Below are 19,889 nucleotides of genomic sequence, written 5' to 3'. Positions count from 1 at the left end.
CGCATGCCTACTCAGGGTCTCGGCCTCGCGCCGCGCCTTCGCTATCTCGCCGGACGCGCCCGTCGCATCGATGTCGGATCGGTGCTCGAGCGCGCCAAGGAGACGTCTGCGCAGCACGGCAAGTGGCTGCCGGCGGTCGTGGTCGACATGCTGTGGTCGGCGGGATTCCGCCAGGTGGGTTTTCAGGACTACGTCGACTACGACTTCGCCATCCTCACCACGGCGGAGCGGGCGACGTACATGACGCATCCGGTCTCGAACCAGCTGTCGCAGAAGTACGATCACCCCGACTTCCGGCATCTGTTCCAGGACAAAGTCGCGTTCGACCGCGTGTTCAGCGAGCATCTGCGCCGCGAGTGGATGGTGGTCGATGACACCAACGCCGACGATGTCCGCGCATTCGCCGAGAAGCACGGCACGATCGTCACGAAGGAGCCGGTGGGTCAGGCGGGCACGGGCGTCCACCGCTACCACGCCGCCGACGTCGCCGACTGGGCCGAGTTCCATGCAGGCCTGCTCTCGCGCGGCGAGCTGCTGATCGAAGAGGTCATCCGCCAGCACGCCGACCTCGCCGCGGTGTGTCCCGGCACGGTGAACACGACGCGCGTGACGGCGTTCTTCGACGGCGAGAAGACCCACATCCTCGCGATGGCCCAGAAGTTCGGGCGGGGCGCTGTGAGCGACCAGATGACCTTCGGCGGCTTCTACACGATGCTGGACGAGGACGGGCACGCCGTCGGGCCCGGCTACGACTCGCACGCCCACGTCCACGAGCGCCACCCCGACAGCGACTTCGTGATCGCCGACTTCCAGCTGCCGATGATCGACGAGGTGAAGGCGTTCGTCGACCAGGTCGCGCGCGTCGTGCCCCAGGTGCAGTACGTGGGGTGGGACATCGTCGTCACTCCCGACGGCCCGGTGCTCGTCGAGGGCAACTGGGGGGCCGGGGTCTACGAGAACAAGCCCAGCGTCACCGGCATCCGCACGGGGCACAAGCCGCGCTACCGGGCCGCGATCGGCTTCTGACTACAGGGCGCGGACGATGCCGAGCGGCGTCGATTCGTGCCCCTGGCCGAGCGGGTTGTCCTTCAGGATCGCGACGAGCCGCTTCTCGGCGGCCTTGTCGAGGGTCGACCCCAGGATGTTGCCGCCGAGGTCGTTGATGTCGACGACCGCGACCTCGGGGACGCTGCCCAGCAGCTCCCTGAGGTGGCGCGCCACCTCGCGCGGACGCTCGGGGCCGAGCACGACCGCCTTGTTGTAGGGCGGGATCGTGCCGCTGGTCGGTCCGTCGATCGCGCGCGCCTTGTCGCCGGCGATCCGGTAGAAATCGCCCTTGCGGCCGAACGCCTTGGTGACCGCCGCGACGGCCGCCGCGAGAAGTATCCGCGGGGTGCCGCACTCCCTCAGCGCCATCTCCATCGTCTCGGGCATGCCGAGGCCGATGCCGTACGGCGTGCGCGTGACGTACTTCGACAGGAACAGCGCGAGTCGGCGCGGCGTGATGTCCTCGACGAGATACGAGCGGCCCTGCGTGATCGCGACGATCTTCTCGGTCACGAACAGCAGGTCACCCGGCCGAACCGCGGCCTCAGCGTTTTCGCGGATGAAGGCGTCGAGGTCGTCGCCCGGCATCACGACCCGCGTGCGGATCGGGATGCGGGCGAACGACGAGCCTTCGATCTGGACGGTGAGCGCCTTGCCGGCGTTCGCCTCGCTCACTCGAGGTAGTCCCGCAGCGACTGCGATCGGGACGGATGCCGCAGCTTCGCCATCGTCTTCGACTCGATCTGGCGGATCCGCTCGCGCGTGACGCCGAACGTGTCGCCGATCTGGTCGAGCGTCTTGGGCTGACCGTCGCCGAGGCCGAAGCGCATGCGGATGACGCCTGCTTCACGCTCGGAGAGCGAGTCGAGGAGCGACTCGAGCTGACGCTGCAGCATGGTGAAGCCCACAGCGTCGGCCGGGACGACCGCCTCAGTGTCTTCGATCAGGTCGCCGAACTCGCTGTCGCCGTCCTCGCCGAGCGGGGTGTGCAGCGAGATGGGCTCGCGGCCGTACTTCTGCACCTCGATGACCTTCTCGGGGGTCATGTCGAGTTCGCGGCTGAGCTCTTCGGGCGTGGGCTCGCGTCCCAGATCCTGGAGCATCTGGCGCTGGACGCGCGCGAGCTTGTTGATGACCTCGACCATGTGGACGGGGATGCGGATGGTGCGGGCCTGGTCGGCCATGGCGCGTGTGATCGCCTGACGGATCCACCACGTCGCGTAGGTCGAGAACTTGAAGCCCTTGGTGTAATCGAACTTCTCCACCGCGCGGATGAGACCGAGATTGCCCTCCTGGATGAGGTCCAGGAACTGCATGCCGCGACCGGTGTAGCGCTTGGCGAGCGAGACCACGAGACGGAGGTTCGCGCCGAGCAGGTGGCTCTTGGCTCGCTGGCCGTCTCGAGCGACCCACTGGAGGTCCAGACCCAGCTGGGAGGACTTCTCGGCAGCCGACATGTGCGACAGCTTCTCTTCGGCGAACAGACCCGCCTCGATACGCATCGCGAGCTCGACCTCTTCGGCCGCGTTCAGCAGCGGAACCTTGCCGATCTGCTTCAGGTAGTCCTTGACCGGGTCGGCGGTGGCGCCGGTGATCTGGGTCGAGTAGACGGGGATGTCATCCTCGTCGTTCGACGAGATGACGATCGCGCCAGTCGGCAGCGGCTCGCTGAACGCGGGCTTGGTGTTCTCCTCGTCGTCATCCTCGTCATCGGCGGGAGCGGCCTCGGGCTCTTCGACCACCGCTGCCTTCGCGCCGCGGCGGGCGGCGGGACGTGCGGGAGCGTCGTCATCCGCGTCGTCGGCGTCGAGTTCGACATCGTCGAGCACGACCTCGTCGTCGAGTTCCTCGACATCGTCGGAGGCGTCGGATGCCGACTTCTTCGCGGTCTTGGGTGCAGCCTTCGCCTTCGCCGGTGCCTTCGCGGCGGGCTTCGCCTTCGCTGCGGTGGTCTTCGCCGCCGTCGTGCGGGGAGCCTTGACGGTGGCGGTCGTCTCTTCTGCCTCGGTGTCCTTCGCCGCGCCGGAGCGGGCCTTGGTGTTCGTGCCTGGGGTCACGGTTCGCCTTTCACCGGAAAACGCGAATCGCACGCCCCCGGTCGATTTCGGACACTAGTAAGACCCTTGTCAAGTCCCCGCTCAGCCGGACGGAGTCCAGCCGAGCAGTGTGACAACGGGTCAGAGTGTCTATTGTCTCATACTTGCCGTGCGGCGCCAGCATCCCTGCCGGCCGATCCGCACAGCCTCTTCCGACAACGCCCCGCGTCGCGTGGGAATTCCGTCAGAGGCCGCGCTTGTCCTCGTCGCCCGTGGGCCTCGAGGCGAGGAAGCGTTCGAGCTCGGCGGCCAGTTCATCCGCGCTCGGCAGGTCGCCCGTGTGGATCATCGGGGTCGCGAGGGTGGAACCGGCCATGTACGCGTCGTAGCGCTCCTCGAGCCCCTGCACCATGCGCGAGAGCTCATCGCTGCCTGCAACCTGGTCGTCGACCTTGGCGAGATACTCGCGATTCTCCTCGCGGAGCTCGTCACCGGCGAAGACGAGACCGGTGGCCACCGTCAGGCTGTCCAGCGCCGCGAGCGCCGCCGCCGGGTATTCGGTGTCGCCGAGGTAGTGGGGCACGAGCAGCACGAACCCGGCCACGTGCGCGCCGGCCTCGGCGAAGCGGAACTCGAGAAGATGCCCTGCCGTCGACGGGACCTGGGTGTGGGGCTGCCACACGGAGTGTGCTTCGGTCAGCTCGGAGCGGGTGCCGCTCACCGTGGTCCCGATGGGCCGTGTGTGCGGGACCGGCATCGGAATTGCGTGCACCCACGTGACGGTCGCGACGCCGTATGCAGCGGCGAGGTCGAGGACCGATCTTGCGAAGGCGTCCCACGCGAAGTCCGGCTCGTAGCCGGTGAGGACGAGGAACGGCTGGCCGAGCGAATCGTGGACGAACGAGAGCTCCAACCGCGGCGGTCGGTAGTCGGTGAGGTGATCCTGCTCGAAGGAGACGAGCGGGCGGCGGGCGCGGTAGTCCAGGAGCACGTCGTTGGAGAAGACCGCGAGGGGCGTCGGGTCGAGGTCATCGCGGACGTAGTCGACCAAGCGGCTCACGGCGCTGCCGGCGTCGGTGAAGCCGGTGAGGGCGATGACGAGCGGCAGTCCGCGCGGAACCGGTGGCGCGGACGCCGCGCGCTCGAAAAGCGGACCGGACAGGGGCATGGCTCCATGCTACGAGTCGCCGATCGGGCACAGGTCGTCGTCGTCGCGCTCAGAGCGAACAGTCTCGCGAACCTAGGATGGGGGTCATGTCGTTTCCCGACCTCGCGTACACCACCGACCCGATCCGAGATTCAGAAGCCGACCTGATCCTGCTGGCGCTGCCGCCGCTGGACGCCGCCGACGCCGCTGACCTTGCCGAGTGGCCGGGCCTGCGCGAAGCGCTTTCGGCCATCGGCTTCACGGGCGGGAACGGCGTCGTCTCCCGGGTCTACGCGCCCGAGAGCACCACACGTCCGCTCGCCGTCGTGGGAACGGGCAAGGGGGCGGATGCCGCAGCCCTGCGCGACGCCGTCGGAGCTGCCGTTCGCACCCTGACGGGATTCCCGACGATCGCCGTCGCGGCGCCGACGGCAGACCCCGAGCGCTGGCGCGTACTCGCCGAGGGCGCAGGGCTCGGCGGATACCGCTTCGACGGGTACAAGACGGAGGCGCCGAAGGCGCGCGCGGCGCGCGTCGTGGTGCACGGGACATCGGCGCCCGACGAGGCTGCGCTCGCCGGCGTCGTCGCCTCCGCGTCGGCTGTCGCGCTTGTGAAGGACCTCGTCTCGACGCCCGCCGAATGGCTCGGCCCCGCGGATCTCGCCGACGCCGCGGTCGCGGCGGTCGCCGGTCTCGACGTGACCGTCGAGGTGCTCGACGAGACCGCGCTGCGCGACGGCGGCTATGGCGGCATCCTCGGCGTCGGCCAGGGATCGGACCGACCTCCCCGCCTCATCCGACTGGAGTACGCACCGTCGGGAGCCGCTCGTCATGTCGCCCTCGTGGGCAAGGGCATCACGTTCGACACGGGCGGGCTGTCGCTCAAGCCCGCGGCCTCGATGGTCGGCATGAAGTACGACATGTGCGGCGCGGCGACCGCCCTGGCCGTGCTTCGGGCGGTCGCCACGATCGGCGCCCCCGTGAAGGTGACGGCGTGGCTGTGCGTCGCCGACAACATGCCGTCGGGCCGCGCGACTCGTCCGGGCGATGTGCTGCGGATGCTCGACGGCACGACGGTCGAGGTGCTCAACACCGACGCCGAGGGTCGACTCGTGCTCGCGGACGGTCTCGTCGCCGCCAGCCGGGAGCACCCGGACGTGATCGTCGACGTCGCGACTCTCACCGGCGCCATCACCGTCGCGCTCGGCAACCGGCACGCCGGCGTCATGGGCGACGACGAGGCTGTTGCGGAGTACCTCGCGGCCGCGGAGGCGGCCGGCGAGCTCGCGTGGCGCCTGCCACTGCCGGCGCACATGATCGATGAGCTCGACTCCCCCATCGCCGACCTCCAGAACGCCAAGATCGGCGATCCGGCGGGTGGATCGCTGTTCGCGGGCCTTTTCCTGCGACACTTCGTCGGGCGCGTCGGCGACGAGCCCGATGCGGCGCGGATCCCGTGGGTCCATCTCGACATCGCGGGCGTCGGCATGAACAAGAGCGGCGGCTACGGCTTCACAGACAAGGGACCGACCGCCGCTACGGTGCGGAGCCTCATCGGCTTCGTCACGGGAGGAGCAGTACGATGACCGAGCACACCTTCGACCTCGTCGTCCTCGGCGGCGGCAGCGGCGGCTACGCCGCAGCGCTGCGAGCGGCCGAGCTCGGCAAGACCGTCGCACTCGTCGAGAAGGACAAGGTGGGCGGCACCTGCCTCCACCGTGGCTGCATCCCGACGAAGGCCCTGTTGCATGCCGCCGAGGTGGCCGAGACCGCACGGGATGCGTCTGCCATCGGCATCCGTGCGACCTTCGAGGGGATCGATCCCGCGGGCGTCCGCGCGTATCGCGAGGGCATCGTGGCCAAGAAGTTCAAAGGTCTCGAAGGGCTCGTCCGGGCGCGCGGAATCACCGTCGTCGCCGGGGAGGGTCGCCTCGAAGCCGGGCCCGCCGTCCGTGTCGGCGACGACCTGTACCGCGGCACGGACGTGGTTCTCGCGACCGGCTCGTACAGCCGGTCGCTCCCCGGTCTCGACATCGGAGGGCGCATCCTCACCAGCGAGCACGCGCTCGAGCTCGACGAGATCCCCTCGCGCGTCGTCATCCTCGGCGGTGGGGTGATCGGCGTCGAGTTCGCGAGCGTATGGAAATCGTTCGGCGTCGACGTCACGATCGTCGAGGCGCTGGACCATCTCGTCCCGAACGAGGACATCGCCCTGTCGAAGGGGCTCGAGCGGGCGTTCCGGCGGCGAGGCATCGCGTCGTCGCTCGGTGTCCGCTTCCAGAGCGCTTCCCAGACCTCGGATGCCGTCACGGTGACGCTCGAGGACGGCAAGACGTTCGAGGCGGACTACCTGCTCGTCGCCGTGGGCCGCGGTCCTCTGACGGCCGGTCTGGGCTTCGAGGAGGCCGGGATCACGCTGGATCGCGGCTTCGTCGTCACAGATGAGCGCCTCCGCACCGACGCCGCCGGCATCTGGGCCGTCGGAGACATCGTCCCCGGGCTCCAGCTCGCGCATCGCGGCTTCCAACAGGGCATCTTCGTGGCCGAGGAGATCGCGGGCCTCAATCCCGTCGTGATCCCCGACGCGCAGATTCCGAAGGTCACCTACTGCAGCCCCGAGGTCGCCTCGGTCGGGCTCACCGAAGTCCAGGCGCAGGCGGCGCACGGCGCCGACGCGGTCGTCGCCTACGAGTACAACCTCGCCGGCAACGGCAAGAGCGAGATCCTGGGAACCGCCGGAATCGTCAAAGTCGTGCGGGCGAAGGACGGCCCCGTGCTCGGCGTGCACCTTCTCGGCGACCGGGTGGGGGAACTCATCTCCGAGGGCCAGCTCGTGGTCGGCTGGGAAGCACATCCCGAGGACATCGCGCCCTATCTCCACGCACACCCGACGCAGAGCGAGGCCCTGGGCGAAGCCTTCCTCGCTCTCGCTGGCAAGCCGCTCCACGCGCTCTGACGCCGAGCGGCAGACGGCATCACTAAGCTAGAACGATCAGGCATCCTGAAGGAGAAAATCCCATGAGCACTTCCGTGGTCCTCCCCGCGCTCGGCGAGAGCGTCACCGAGGGAACGGTCACCCGCTGGCTGAAGAACGTCGGCGACACCGTCGAGGCCGACGAAGGTCTGCTCGAGATCTCCACCGACAAGGTGGACACCGAGATTCCGTCGCCGGTGAGTGGCGTGATCGAGGAGATCCTCGTCCAGGAGGACGAAACCGTCGAGGTCGGCGCCGTTCTGGCGAAGATCGGCGACGGTTCGGGTGCATCGTCGGCACCGGCCTCCGAGGACGCCGCGCCCGCCGCCGAGGGGGCACCCGAGCCCGCTCCGGCGGCTGAAGCCGCGCCCGAACCGGCTCCCGCGGCTGAAGGAGCCCACCCCGAGCCCGCCACCGCGCCGTCTGCGGCGTCGGCGGGCAAGGAGGTACTCCTCCCCGAACTCGGAGAGAGTGTGACCGAGGGAACGGTCACCCGTTGGCTGAAGAGCGTCGGCGACGACGTCGCACTCGATGAGCCGCTGCTCGAGATCTCGACCGACAAGGTCGACACCGAGATCCCCTCGCCCTTCGCCGGCGTCCTGCAGGAGATCCTCGTCCAGGAGGACGAGACGATCGCCGTCGGCAGCGCGCTCGCTCGCATCGGCGACGGCGCTCCCGCCGCCGAGGCTCCCGCCCCTGCTCCGGCTCCCGCCGAAGCTCCGGCTCCCGCCGCCGAAGCTCCCGCTCCGGCTCCCGCCGCCCAGGCTCCCGCCCCGGCTGCCGAGGCGCCGGCGCCTGCCGCACCCGCAGCAGCATCCGACGTCGACGACGTGACCGCCTATGTCACGCCGCTCGTGCGTCGTCTCGCGCAGCAGCAGGGTGTCGACCTCGGCACTGTCACCGGCACCGGTGTCGGAGGCCGCATCCGTAAGGAGGACGTGCTGAAGGCAGCCGCCGCGGCATCCGCTCCCGCGCCGGCGACAGAGAAGGCGGCACCCGCCGCTCCGGCACCACTCGAAGTGTCGCCCCTGCGGGGCACGACCCAGCCGATGTCGCGTCTGCGCAAGGTCCTCGCCGAGCGCGCGGTGGCCTCGATGCAGTCCACGGCACAGCTCACCACGGTCGTCGAGGTCGATGTCACCAAGCTCGCGAACTTCCGCGACCAGGTGAAGAACGACTTCCTCGCCAAGACCGGCGACAAGCTGTCGTTCCTGCCGTTCTTCGCGCTTGCTGCGGCCGAGGCGCTGCAGGCGTACCCCGTCATCAACGCGACCGTCGACGGCACCGACATCGTCTACCCGGCGAGCGAGAACCTCTCGATCGCCGTCGACACCGAGCGCGGACTGCTCACACCGGTGCTCCGCGACGCGGCGGCGAAGAACCTCGCGCAGATCGCGCACGAGATCGCAGATCTCGCCGCGCGAACCCGCGACAACAAGCTCAAGCCCGACGAGCTCGCCGGCGGAACGTTCACGCTGACCAACACCGGCTCGCGCGGCGCGCTGTTCGACACCCCCGTGGTGTTCCTGCCGCAGTCGGCGATCCTCGGCACGGGTGTCGTCGTCAAGCGTCCGGGTATCGTCTCGGTCGACGGCAAGGATGCGATCTCGGTGCGCTCCTACGTGTACCTCGCGCTGTCGTACGACCACCGCGTCATCGACGGTGCCGACGCGGCTCGTTTCCTCGGAGCGGTGAAGACGCGCCTCGAGTCGGCGGCGTTCGAGGGCCAGCTCGGCATCTGATCGGACTCATGGCTGCTGCCCGACGTCATGCACGTCGCGCAGCAGCCATCGGTCTGCCACGCGCTGGATGACGACAAGCTGAGGGTCTCCCCCGCCGGCGACGTGATCCACCCGCAGCACGATCATGCCGCCCAGGTCGTCGAGCTCGGTGATGCTGCGATCCGCGCTCGGCAGATCGACGATACCCGGAGGCACGGCCGCGCCCGGATCCAGTAGGACGCCTGCGAGACACGCTTCGTCGGCGCACGCGAGGCGCCGGTCGAGCAGGTCCTGCACCACGTCGGTCGGATCGACGGCGACGGCCACGGGAGCCGCATCACTCGTCGGTGACGCGATCGCTTCCTCGGGAGACGCCACGACGGTCGGAGTGGCCGCGCCCGGCACCGATGCTGCGGGAGTGTCGGAGCCGGCCGTGGCCGGACCTCCGGCTCCGGGCCACAGCACGCCCGCTCCCAGAACGGCGACGGCCACAGCGCCGCCCACCAGGAGCGGCGCGCGCCGTGGCGCCGGGCGGGTCCGCAGCCGCCGCCAGACAGCCGTCGTCGCGCGCGAGAACGTGTCGGCGAGGTCTGCGTCGACGAAGCGCGCGAGCGCGCCGAGAGTCGAGGGCTCGGGTTCGCGCAGCACAGTCATCGCGCCGCGCGCCGGTTCGGAGGCCTCCTGCGCGAGGCGTGACACCGGCAGAACGGTGGCGAGGGGCTCGGGTGCCGCAAGAGCGAAGAGCGTGGACTCGGCGGCGGCGAACTCGGCGGCTGCGACGCGAGGACCCGACAGCGTCGTGATGAGGCGATCCCAGACGGCGTGTGCGGCGATCGTCGTTTCGGCGCTCGTGCGAAGCGCGCCGAGCAGGGCGACCGTCGCATCACACGCCGACTGGTCGCCGACCCCGGTCGCCAGCACCGGTCGACCGCCCTCGGTCAGCCACCAGTCCCCCGTGGTCGAATCGTCGCCGATCTCGGCGAGGGCGCGCACGAGGCTGACTCCGAGGGTCACCGCCTCGCCGGATGTCACCGCAACGTCGGCACGGACACGACGCCGGAGGAAGCTGTCGACGCGCTCGGTGCACACCGGGAGCGCGGCGTCGTGGCCGTCGGCTCGGCGTACGACGTCGGCTGCGCCGAGCACGTGCCCGTCCGCGGCGGCCGTCCATCCGCGCCAGTCTGCGCCGAGGGTTCGGGAGTCGACGAACACGCGCCCCTCGCCGGTGGGCAGCCACGTCAGCATGCCGGTCCACGGACCGTCGGCCGGGGCGCTGACGCGGCGCACCGCTCGATAGGAGCTGTGCAGGCGATCTTCCTGTGCGGTCACCGTGCCAGCGTGCTCCGCCGCGGCATCCCGATCCCGTCGCCGGACGGATCTGTGGACGAACGGTCGATCCGTCGTCGTTGGGGAGGAACCGAACGCGGCGCCGGAAGGTAGGCTGGACGCTATGTCCGCCCGCAGTACCGCTCCTGAAAAGCGTCCCGGCTTCTTCTCCCAGCTCCGCACCCTCTACACCTTCACGCAGAAGGCGTTCCCCTGGCTGCCGTTCCTTCTGATCGGCGTACTGCTGCTCGGTACCGCCGCCGGCGTGGCTGTGGGTCTGCTGATCCCGCCCGTCGCCATCTGGAGCGTGATCCTGTGGGGCGTGACCGGCCTGATGCTCGGCATCCTCGGGTCGCTCATGACGATGACGCGCCTGTCGACGGTCGCGATGTACCGCAAGATCGACGGGATGCCCGGTGCCACCGGGCACGTGCTGTCGACGTCGCTCGGTCGCAAGTGGCAGGCCAGTGAGATGCCGGTGGGCGTGAACCCCAAGACGCAGGAAGCCGTCTACCGCGCCATCGGCCGCGGTGGCGTCGTGATCGTGGGTGAAGGCGCGCGTGGGCGTCTCACCCGCCTTGTCAACGACGAGCGGTCGAAGGTGCAGCGCGTCGCCTCGGGCGTGCCGATCACGGTCCTCTACGTCGGCCACGGCGCCGACGAGGTCACGATCGCCAAGCTCGGCCCGACCATCAAGGCCCTTCCCAAGACGGTCGACCGCGCGACGATGGCGGCGGTCATCAAGCGCATCGACTCGGTCTCGCAGTCGCTCGCTTCGCTGCCGATCCCCAAGGGAATCGACCCCACCAAGGTGCGCGCGCCCCGACCGCGCTGAAACCACGGGGCTCAGGCGCGGACGAGGACCGTTCCGGCTGCCTTGTCGTGCACGCCGCGGTTGTCGGCGTCCCAGATCACCGCGGGAATCACGAGCGCGAGCAGGATGCTGCGCAGCGCCGGTCGCCAGAGACCCGGCCAGCCGCCGCCCACGCGCTGCACGCGGAGGCCGAGCAGCCGGTGCCCCGGGCTCCCGCCGATGGTCGGGATGAAGACCGACTGCACGACGATGAAGATCACCAGCGTCGCGATCGGGTCGTACGCGAAGAACCCGATCGAGACCACGACGGCGCAGGTCCAGTCGATGATGATCGCGCCGATCCTCCGGCCCAGTTTCGCGAGGCTGCCGGACCCCTCTTCAGGCAGCCCGATGCGTTCGCCGGGGTATGTTCCGGGGGGAAGGAAGTCGGGCATCCGTCAACCCTAACCAGCACCGCGTAACATGCCGGAAACAATGGTGTCACTACCGGGCAATGCCCCCCCGGTACGTTGCCATCAAGCCCGCTCTGCGGGCGCCCGATGCCCTACCTCTGGAGACTTCATGTTCAAAGATTCATCCGAGGTGCTGAAGTTCATCAAGGACGAGGATGTCAAGTTCCTCGACATCCGCTTCACGGATCTCCCTGGTGTCCAGCAGCACTTCAACATCCCGGCCTCGACCGTCGATGAGGAGTTCTTCACCGTCGGCCAGCTGTTCGACGGCTCCTCGATCCGTGGATTCGCGAACATCCATGAGTCCGACATGCAGCTCATCCCGGATGTCTCCACCGCGTACCTCGACCAGTTCCGCGAGGCGAAGACCCTGGTCATGATCTTCGACATCTACAACCCGCGCAACGGCGAGATCTACTCGAAGGACCCGCGTCAGGTCGCCAAGAAGGCCGAGAAGTACCTCGCCTCGACCGGCATCGCCGACACTGCGTTCTTCGCTCCCGAGGCCGAGTTCTACATCTTCGACGACGTCCGCTACGAGGTGAAGCAGAACGGCAGCTTCTACTCGGTCGACTCCGAAGAGGGCGCCTGGAACACGGGTCGCGAAGAAGAGGGCGGCAACCTCGCCAACAAGACCCCGTACAAGGGCGGCTACTTCCCGGTCAGCCCCGTCGACAAGACGGCCGACCTGCGCGACGACATCACCCTGAAGCTCATCGAGGCCGGCTTCGTCCTCGAGCGCTCGCACCACGAGGTGGGCACCGGCGGACAGCAGGAGATCAACTACCGCTTCGACACCATGGTGCACTCGGCGGACGACATCCTGAAGTTCAAGTACATCGTCAAGAACACCTCGGAGCAGTGGGGCAAGGTCGCGACCTTCATGCCCAAGCCGCTCTTCGGCGACAACGGCTCCGGCATGCACACGCACCAGTCGCTGTGGCTCGACGGCAAGCCCCTCTTCTACGACGAGAAGGGCTACGGCGGCCTGTCCGACATCGCCCGCTGGTACATCGGCGGCCTGCTCGCGCACGCCCCCGCGGTGCTTGCGTTCACGAACCCGACGATCAACTCGTACAAGCGTCTGGTCAAGGGCTACGAGGCTCCCGTGAACCTGGTCTACTCGGCCGGCAACCGCTCGGCGGCCATCCGCATCCCGATCACCGGTTCCAACCCCAAGGCGAAGCGCATCGAGTTCCGCGCTCCCGACGCCTCGGGCAACCCCTATCTCGCGTTCGCCGCGCAGCTCATGGCCGGCCTCGACGGCATCAAGAACCGCATCGAGCCGCACGAGCCGGTCGACAAGGACCTGTACGAGCTTCCCCCCGAGGAGGCCAAGAACATTCCGCAGGTTCCGAACTCGCTCCTCGACTCGCTCGAGGCGCTCCGCGCCGACCACGAGTTCCTGCTCGCCGGCAACGTGTTCACGCCCGAGCTGATCGAGACGTGGATCGAGTACAAGATCGAGAACGAGATCAAGCCGATCTCGGCACGTCCGCACCCGTTCGAGTTCGAGCTGTACTTCGGCGTCTAGTTCGTTCCAGCACGAAGGGGGCCTCGGGAAACCGGGGCCCTTTTCGCTGCCCGGATGCTGCCGTTGGCAGCATCGCCGCATGTGGTTCTTCCGGCGAGGCGATCGAGCGCTTCCGCCCGGTCTCGAGGAGATCGGCGACGCGACACCGCTCGTCTTCTCGATCACCCTCGCCGACTCGGCCGTTGCGGATCGAGCGCGGACCGTGCTCGTCGAACGCCTGGGCGGCGAGCTCCACGTCCAGGAGAGCGGCGGCGTGCTGCAGGTGGCCAGCGCCTTCCAGCCGGGCTCAGCCGCCGTCCTCCGCCCGCTGAACATGCTCGATCAGGTCGGGATCGCGGTCGGCGACCTCGAGATCGCCGGCTTGGTCACCGACGTCGGCGACGCGGCGCTGCGGACGGTCGTCCATGACTGGGCTGTCCGTGGAAACACGGGGCCGCATCGACGGCGCGTCGAGCGTCTGGCGGGAGTCGCGCTCCTCGACCGCTGTCTCGCCGCGGCGGCCGTGGCGGAGCGGAGCGGCGACGAGGACGCCGCCGCATGGCGATTCGCCGTCGCGTGCGTCGCTTTCAATACGCCCGGGGCCGAGGCGAGACTCCTCGACGAGGCCGTCGGAGGGGACGACCGCCGCGCGGACCATCTCGTGTCCGCCGCTTTCGATCGCCTCCAGTTGGCGCGCTATGCGGGCCTGGCGATCGAGGTTCCGGTCGAGAGTCTGGTGTCCGCGCTCCGACGTCGCGGCCATGTCGCCGAACGCGCCGCGCGTCTGGCGTCGCTCCTGCCCGGACCGCTGGATGACGATGTGAGTACGGCCCTGCAGGAACTGACTCGGCGAGGCGGCGAGGCTGCAGCTGCCGCGCTGGCCGCCCTTCACCGGGCATCTCCGTCCGCCGCCGTGCGCATGACCTGCGACGCGGCGCTCGCCTCCGATGACTCGCATGTCCGGGCTGCGGGTCTCTCCCTGCTCGCGCGGCACTGGACCGATGACGCGCGGCCGGTGTGGCGTGAGTCTCTGCGGTCCCGCTCGACGCCCGAGCGGTGGATGGCCGAGCGAGTCATCAGCGAGCACGGGACGACGGTGGATCTGCCCGACGCGGCGGCCCACCTCGCGCGGGTGGTCCGGGCGAGGCAGCGCATCGCGACGTCGCCGCCACGCGGCAGCGACCTCGTGAACCTCCTGGCCCGTCACCGCGAGCAACCCGCTGCCCGAGTCGCGCTCGACGATCTCATCGGGCGTTGGCCGCGACTCTCCGACGACATGCGCACATGGCTCGCCGAGAGCCATCCGCTGCTCGTGCCCACGGTCTCCGCCGACGAGCGTCAGCCGTAGAAGAGCTTCTCGAACACGCGTCGTGCGCGACGGGTGGTGCCGAGGTAGTCCTCCTCGACCTGGGTCGCGGAACGCGCGGGGTACTCGAGCAGTCGCCCGATGCCGTCGAGGCGTGCACGGTCGGTCGGCAGCACGTCGCTCGTCTGACCCGAGAGCAGTGTGTTGGCAGAGCGGAGCCTGCTGGACAGCCGCCACGCAGCAGTGAGCCGATCGGCGGCACTCGAGGGCACGAGTCCGGCGGCTGTCGCGGCGCGCAGCGCTCCGAGCGTGGAGGTCGTCCGCATTCCCGGAACCGCATGGGCGTGCTGCAGCTGGAGGAGCTGCACGAGCCACTCGACGTCGCTGAGCGATCCGGGCCCGAGCTTCAGATGGCGGCTGGGGTCGACGCCCTGCGGAAGCCGTTCGCTTTCGACGCGGGCCTTGATGCGCTTGATCTCGCGGAGTCCCTGCGGATCGGCCGCGGCCGGATAGCGGACGTCGTCGGCCAGCGCGGTGAACGCCCGGATCAGCTTGACGCTGCCCGCGACGCCCCGTGCCCGCAGCAGCGCCTGCGCCTCCCAGGACAGCGACCAGCGCCGGTAGTACTCGGCGTAGGCGTCGAGCGATCGGGCGATCGGGCCGTTGCGACCCTCCGGCCGCAGGTCCGCGTCGAGATCGAGCGGAACGCGGTGGTCTTCTGAGTGGCGCCGAAGCTCGGCGACGAGCCGGACGGCGAGATCATGAGCACGTTGCGGATCGATGCCGTTCGCCTGGTAGACGTACATCACGTCGGCATCCGATCCGAATCCGAGCTCCGCACCCCCGAACCTCCCCATCGCGATGACCGAGAAGTCGAGTGCCTCGTCGTCGGGCGGCACGACCTCGCGACGCACGGCGCGCAGTGTCGCCTGGATCGTCACTTCGGTGATGGTGGTGAGCGACAGCGCCACCTCCTCGATGGTGACGGTGCCCACCATCGCGCCCATCGCCGTTCGCAGAAGCTCACGCCGGCGCAGCGACCGCACTGCGCGCATCGCGTCGGCGACGTTGTCGTGCCGCGTCTGGATCGCGCGCGCCTCCTGCTGAAGCGCCAGTCCCCCGCGCGGTCGGAGCAGCTCGGGGTCATCGAGCCAGGCCGCCGCCTCCGGAATCCACTCCATGAGCTCGCCCACGTAGCGCGACCCGGAGAGCACTCGCGAGAGGCTCTCGGCGGCACCGGACGAGTCGCGCAGCATCCGCAGGAACCAATGCGTGTTGCCGAGGCGCTCGCTCAGGCGTCGGAAGGCCAGGAGGCCGTAGTCCGGGTCGACCCCGTCGGCGAACCATCGGATCATCACGGGCATGAGGTGTCGCTGGATGGTGGATTTGCGACTGAGGCCGCTCGTCAGCGCCGCGATGTGCCGCAAGGCGCCCGCGGGGTCGGCGAAGCCGATCGCGGCGAGGCGGTCGTGCGCCTGCGCGGTCGAGAGCGCACGCTCCTCGGCAGGCAGCGCTGCGACCGCGGAGAGCAGCGGGCGGTAGAACAGGCGCACGTGGATGTCACGCACCTCGCGCTTGACCGACTCCCACAGCGCCCATACCTGCTCGCCCGTCTCGGCGAGGCGGGTCGCCCGCGCGAGCACGCGCAGGTCTTCGGGGCGCGCCGGCATGAGGTGGGTGCGACGGAGGTTGCGCAGCTGGGCGCGGTGCTCGAGAAGGCGCAGGATCCTGTAGTCGTGCGAGAACGCGGCGGCCTCTGTGCGACCGATGTAGCCCTCGGCGACCAGCGCGTCGAGGGCCTCGAGCGTCCCCCGCTGGCGGATGCGGTCGTCCGACAGACCGTGCACCAGCTGCAGCAGCTGCACCGTGAACTCGATGTCGCGGATGCCGCCGGGCCCGAGCTTCAGCTGATACGGGACGTCGGCCGGCGGGATGTGCTCGGTCACGCGCTCGCGCATGCGCTGGACGCTGTCGACGAAGTTCTCGCGGGCTGCGCTCGTCCACACCTTCGGCTGCACGGCCCGGACGTAGGCGGCGCCGAGGTCGGGGTCGCCCGCGATCGGACGGGCCTTCAGCAGGGCCTGGAACTCCCAGCTCTTGGCCCATCGGTCGTAGTAGGACATGTGCGAGTCGAGCGTGCGCACGAGCGCACCCTGCTTGCCCTCGGGTCGCAGATTCGCATCGACCTCCCACAGTGGAGGCTCGATCTCGATGCTCGAGATGCCCCGCATCGTCTGGACGGCGAGACGGGTCGCGATGTCGATGACGCGGCTGTCACCGAGCGACTCGCGCGCGTCGTCGTCGGCTCCTCCGACGAAGATCACGTCGACGTCGCTGACGTAGTTCAGCTCGCGCGCGCCCGTCTTGCCCATCCCGATGATCGCGAGCCCGACCGCGGCCACCTGGTCGCGGGGGAAGAGCCCGGCGCCGGCGGCTCCGCCTGAGACGCGCGTGCGCGCGACGGCGAGGGATGCCTCCAGCGCCGCACCCGCGGCATCGGCCAGCCGTGCTGCCACGTGCGGCACGACATCGACGGGCGACGGATGCAGGAGGTCATACGCGGCGATCCGGGCGAGCTGGCGCCGATAGCGCACCCGCAGAGCCACCCACGCCGATTCGGAGCCGTCTGCGGCGAACCCGCCGTCGACGTCGACGGCCTCGAGCAGCGTGGTCCGCAGCTCGTCGCCCGACGGCAGCGAGACGCCTGCTCCGGCGAGATGGGTCAGCTCCGACGGCTGCCGCAGGAAGAAGTCGGCGAACCCCGTCGATGCGCCCAGGAGCGCCCACAGCGCCCGCCAGCCGTGATCGTCGTCGCGAAGCGCTGCCACCGCTCCGGCATCCCGCCGCGCGATGCGCGCCAGCGCTTCCAGTGCCTCGTCGGGGTCGGCCGAGCTCGCTGCCCCGGCCGCGAGGTCGGCACGCGAGACGCCGGTCTCGGACTCGATCTCATCGAGCAGTGCGTCGGTCTCACCCAGGCGGCTGAAGCCGAGTCGCGCGAGCTGCGTGAGCGAGCTGGAGCGTTCGCTGGCTGACATGCGACGTCCCGACGGCTCAGAGCATCTCGAGGTTGCTCTTCAGCTCGAACTGCGTGACCTGTGACCGGTACTCCTGCCACTCGCGTCGCTTGTTGAGCAGCACGTAGTTGAAGACCTGCTCGCCGAGGGTCTCGGCGACGAGCTCGGACTCCTCCATGTACTCCAGCGCATGGTCGAGGCTGGCCGGCAGCGGTGCATAGCCGAGCGCGCGTCGCTCGGCGTCGGTGAGCGACCACACGTTGTCCTCGGCCTCGGGCGGGAGTTCGTACTCCTCTTCGATGCCCTTCAGTCCGGCCGCGAGCATGAGCGCGTACGACAGGTAGGGGTTCGCCGCCGAATCCAGCGCGCGGTACTCGACCCGCGAGGACTGGCCTTTGCTGGGCTTGTAGAGGGGCACGCGCACGAGCGCGGACCGGTTGTTGTGGCCCCAGCAGATGAAGCTCGGCGCCTCGTCACCGCCCCACAGGCGCTTGTAGGAGTTCACGAACTGGTTGGTGACGGCCGAGATCTCGTTCGCATGGCGGAGAAGCCCGGCGATGAACTGCCGACCGATCTTGGAGAGCTGGTACTGCGCGCCCTCTTCGTAGAAGGCATTGACGTCGCCTTCGAACAGCGACATGTGCGTGTGCATGCCGCTGCCCGGCTTGCCGCTGAGGGGCTTCGGCATGAACGTCGCGTAGACGCCCTGCTCGATCGCGACCTCTTTGATCACGGTGCGGAACGTCATGATGTTGTCGGCCGTCGCGAGCGCGTCGGCGTAGCGCAGATCGATCTCGTTCTGACCCGGCCCACCCTCGTGGTGGCTGAACTCGACCGAGATGCCGAGGTCCTCCAGCATCCGCACCGAGCGCCTGCGGAAGTCGTGGGCGGTGCCGCCGGGGACGTTGTCGAAGTAGCCCGCCGAGTCGACGGGCTCCGGCCCGTCGGCGCCGAACGACGAGGACTTCAGCAGGTAGAACTCGATCTCGGGGTGCGTGTAGAAGGTGAAGCCGGCGTCGGCGGCCTTGGCGAGCGCGCGCTTGAGCACGTGGCGGGGATCGGCGACGGCAGGCTGGCCGTCGGGGGTCGTGATGTCGCAGAACATGCGGGCGGTCGGGTCGATCTCGCCGCGCCAGGGCAGGGTCTGGAAGGTCGTCGGATCCGGATGGGCCAGCAGGTCGGACTCGTAGGATCGCGTGAGGCCTTCGATGGCCGAGCCGTCGAACCCGAGTCCTTCGGCGAACGCGCCCTCGACCTCGGCCGGGGCGATCGCCACCGACTTCAGCGTCCCGATGACATCCGTGAACCACAGCCGGACGAACTTGACGCCCCGCTCCTCGATCGTCCTCAGAACGAAGTCCCGCTGCTTGTCCATCGCATCCTCTCCGGTGCCCGATCCGCTCCGGTGCTCTCTACGCGTCTGCGCGCGGGGCGGCAGAAGCCAGACTAGTGGGCGTCGCCCGACTCCCCCGACACGCCCGACCCGCCCTACGCGTCGTTGCGCGCGTCGTCTTCGGCCCAGGCGCGCGAGCGCTCGCGCAGCACGTCGGGCGCCTTCGCGGCTTCTTCCGGCGTGTCGAAGGGGCCGGCGCGGTCGACCGACGGCGACTCGAAGCCCTTCTCGACCGCGCCCGTCTTGAGGTTGTACCAGTACTTCTCGCTGTCGTTCGACATCGCCGGCCTCCGCGTTCGGTCTGTCCGTGGTCGTTCGGCACGATCCTACTGAAGCCGCTCACGCACGGGGCGGGCTGGATAGGCTGGCGGGCATGGCAGCTGAGGTGACACGGGCAGTGGGCGTCGATATCGGGGGAACCGGCATCAAGGCAGGGATCGTCGACCTTGAGGCCGGCCGACTCATCAGCGATCGCGTCAAGGTCGCCACCCCGTCGGGCGCTGAGCCGCCCGACGTGCTGGCAGCGGTGACCGAAGTGCTGACCGTCCTCGGGGTGGACGATCCGGATGTGCCGCTGGGCGTCGCCTTCCCGGCGATCGTCAAGCGCGGGCGGACGCTCTCGGCCGCGAACGTCTCCGACAAGTGGATCGGATTCGAAGCCGAGAAGTTCTTCGAGGACGGACTCGGCCGCGACATCCACTTCGCCAACGACGCCGATGTCGCCGGCGTCGCCGAACTGCGCTACGGCGCGGCCAAGGGTCAGCCGGGGCTCACGATCCTCACCACTCTCGGCACCGGCATCGGGTCCGCACTCCTGTACGAGGGCGCGCTGGTGCCCAACTCCGAGCTCGGTCACGTGCAGCGGGCCAAACACGAGCGCGATGCCGAGGCTTACGCCGCGTACTCGGCGATGGAGCGGGAGCAGCTGTCGTGGTCGGACTGGGCGAAGCGGTTGCAGTGGTACTACAGCCACATCGAGTTCCTCTTCAGCCCCGACCTGTTCATCGTGGGCGGCGGCGTGTCGAAGCACGCCGATCAGTTCCTGCCGCTGCTGAACCTCAAGACGCCGATCGTGCCCGCGGTGCATCGGAACAATGCGGGGATCATCGGGGCTGCGGCGCTCGCTCTCGCGTAGAACCGTGTGCG

At 69.3% G+C, this 19,889-nt stretch carries 16 protein-coding genes; 8 read left to right on the top strand and 8 right to left on the bottom strand.

The window, feature by feature from the left end:
- Positions 1-3: 3 nt before the first annotated feature.
- A complete protein-coding gene (locus FFS15_RS03070) occupies positions 4-1,026 on the top strand; it encodes a sugar-transfer associated ATP-grasp domain-containing protein (RefSeq protein ID WP_137843536.1) in 1,023 nt (340 codons plus the stop codon).
- On the opposite strand, the gene FFS15_RS03065 is transcribed toward FFS15_RS03070, so the two are convergent.
- The 3 genes from FFS15_RS03065 to FFS15_RS03055 form a co-directional block, all read right to left on the bottom strand.
- A complete protein-coding gene (locus FFS15_RS03065) occupies positions 1,027-1,722 on the bottom strand; it encodes a coenzyme F420-0:L-glutamate ligase (protein WP_137843535.1) in 696 nt (231 codons plus the stop codon). It lies immediately after the preceding gene.
- Positions 1,719-3,104, bottom strand: coding sequence for an RNA polymerase sigma factor (locus tag FFS15_RS03060; RefSeq protein ID WP_137843534.1), 1,386 nt, complete (start codon positions 3,102-3,104; stop codon positions 1,719-1,721). Before FFS15_RS03060 ends, FFS15_RS03065 begins: the two co-directional genes overlap by 4 nt.
- A gap of 223 nt (positions 3,105-3,327) precedes the next feature.
- Positions 3,328-4,251: a PAC2 family protein gene (locus tag FFS15_RS03055; RefSeq protein ID WP_137843533.1), complete on the bottom strand. Its 924-nt coding sequence runs from the start codon at positions 4,249-4,251 to the stop codon at positions 3,328-3,330.
- Positions 4,252-4,337: 86 nt separating this feature from the next.
- Here FFS15_RS03055 and FFS15_RS03050 point away from each other — a divergent pair, with 86 nt between their 5' ends.
- The 3 genes from FFS15_RS03050 to sucB all read left to right on the top strand — a co-directional run bounded on the left by FFS15_RS03050 (position 4,338) and on the right by sucB (position 8,946).
- Positions 4,338-5,816, top strand: coding sequence for a leucyl aminopeptidase (locus FFS15_RS03050; RefSeq protein WP_137843532.1), 1,479 nt, complete (start codon positions 4,338-4,340; stop codon positions 5,814-5,816).
- Positions 5,813-7,186, top strand: coding sequence for a dihydrolipoyl dehydrogenase (gene lpdA / locus FFS15_RS03045; protein ID WP_137843531.1), 1,374 nt, complete (start codon positions 5,813-5,815; stop codon positions 7,184-7,186). Before FFS15_RS03050 ends, lpdA begins: the two co-directional genes overlap by 4 nt.
- Before the next feature lie 62 nt (positions 7,187-7,248).
- The gene (gene sucB / locus FFS15_RS03040; RefSeq protein WP_137843530.1) at positions 7,249-8,946 is read left to right on the top strand and encodes a 2-oxoglutarate dehydrogenase, E2 component, dihydrolipoamide succinyltransferase; all 1,698 of its coding nucleotides are present in this window, start codon (positions 7,249-7,251) and stop codon (positions 8,944-8,946) included.
- A 6-nt stretch (positions 8,947-8,952) separates the two neighbouring features.
- On the opposite strand, the gene FFS15_RS03035 is transcribed toward sucB, so the two are convergent.
- Positions 8,953-10,254: a hypothetical protein gene (locus FFS15_RS03035; RefSeq protein ID WP_137843529.1), complete on the bottom strand. Its 1,302-nt coding sequence runs from the start codon at positions 10,252-10,254 to the stop codon at positions 8,953-8,955.
- A gap of 121 nt (positions 10,255-10,375) precedes the next feature.
- Here FFS15_RS03035 and FFS15_RS03030 point away from each other — a divergent pair, with 121 nt between their 5' ends.
- A complete protein-coding gene (locus tag FFS15_RS03030) occupies positions 10,376-11,086 on the top strand; it encodes a DUF4191 domain-containing protein (protein ID WP_137843528.1) in 711 nt (236 codons plus the stop codon).
- A gap of 11 nt (positions 11,087-11,097) precedes the next feature.
- On the opposite strand, the gene FFS15_RS03025 is transcribed toward FFS15_RS03030, so the two are convergent.
- Entirely contained in the window at positions 11,098-11,499 is a 402-nt protein-coding gene (locus FFS15_RS03025) for an RDD family protein (protein ID WP_137843527.1), read from the bottom strand.
- A 127-nt stretch (positions 11,500-11,626) separates the two neighbouring features.
- Here FFS15_RS03025 and glnA point away from each other — a divergent pair, with 127 nt between their 5' ends.
- Positions 11,627-13,051, top strand: a complete 1,425-nt coding sequence (glnA, locus tag FFS15_RS03020; RefSeq protein ID WP_137843526.1) for a type I glutamate--ammonia ligase — start codon at positions 11,627-11,629, stop codon at positions 13,049-13,051.
- A gap of 79 nt (positions 13,052-13,130) precedes the next feature.
- Positions 13,131-14,378, top strand: a complete 1,248-nt coding sequence (locus FFS15_RS03015) for a hypothetical protein (protein ID WP_137843525.1) — start codon at positions 13,131-13,133, stop codon at positions 14,376-14,378.
- Here the strand turns inward: FFS15_RS03015 and FFS15_RS03010 are convergent.
- The 3 genes from FFS15_RS03010 to FFS15_RS03000 all read right to left on the bottom strand — a co-directional run bounded on the left by FFS15_RS03010 (position 14,369) and on the right by FFS15_RS03000 (position 19,024).
- Positions 14,369-17,371, bottom strand: a complete 3,003-nt coding sequence (locus tag FFS15_RS03010) for a bifunctional [glutamine synthetase] adenylyltransferase/[glutamine synthetase]-adenylyl-L-tyrosine phosphorylase (RefSeq protein ID WP_137843524.1) — start codon at positions 17,369-17,371, stop codon at positions 14,369-14,371. The genes FFS15_RS03015 and FFS15_RS03010 overlap by 10 nt on opposite strands.
- Before the next feature lie 16 nt (positions 17,372-17,387).
- Positions 17,388-18,725, bottom strand: a complete 1,338-nt coding sequence (locus FFS15_RS03005) for a glutamine synthetase family protein (RefSeq protein ID WP_137843523.1) — start codon at positions 18,723-18,725, stop codon at positions 17,388-17,390.
- Positions 18,726-18,838: 113 nt separating this feature from the next.
- Positions 18,839-19,024, bottom strand: a complete 186-nt coding sequence (locus tag FFS15_RS03000) for an SPOR domain-containing protein (protein WP_137843522.1) — start codon at positions 19,022-19,024, stop codon at positions 18,839-18,841.
- 92 nt (positions 19,025-19,116) lie between these two features.
- On the opposite strand from FFS15_RS03000, the gene ppgK reads away from it, so the two are divergent.
- Positions 19,117-19,878 (top strand): polyphosphate--glucose phosphotransferase, encoded by a 762-nt coding sequence (gene ppgK / locus FFS15_RS02995; protein ID WP_137843521.1) that lies wholly within the window; start codon positions 19,117-19,119, stop codon positions 19,876-19,878.
- The last annotated feature ends 11 nt before the right edge of the window (positions 19,879-19,889 follow it).

It is taken from the genome of Microbacterium sp. 2FI, from assembly GCF_005502885.1.
Lineage (GTDB): Bacteria > Actinomycetota > Actinomycetes > Actinomycetales > Microbacteriaceae > Microbacterium.
Note: the sequence above shows the minus strand (reverse complement) of the source record. Positions and strands in the feature narration are given on the sequence as shown.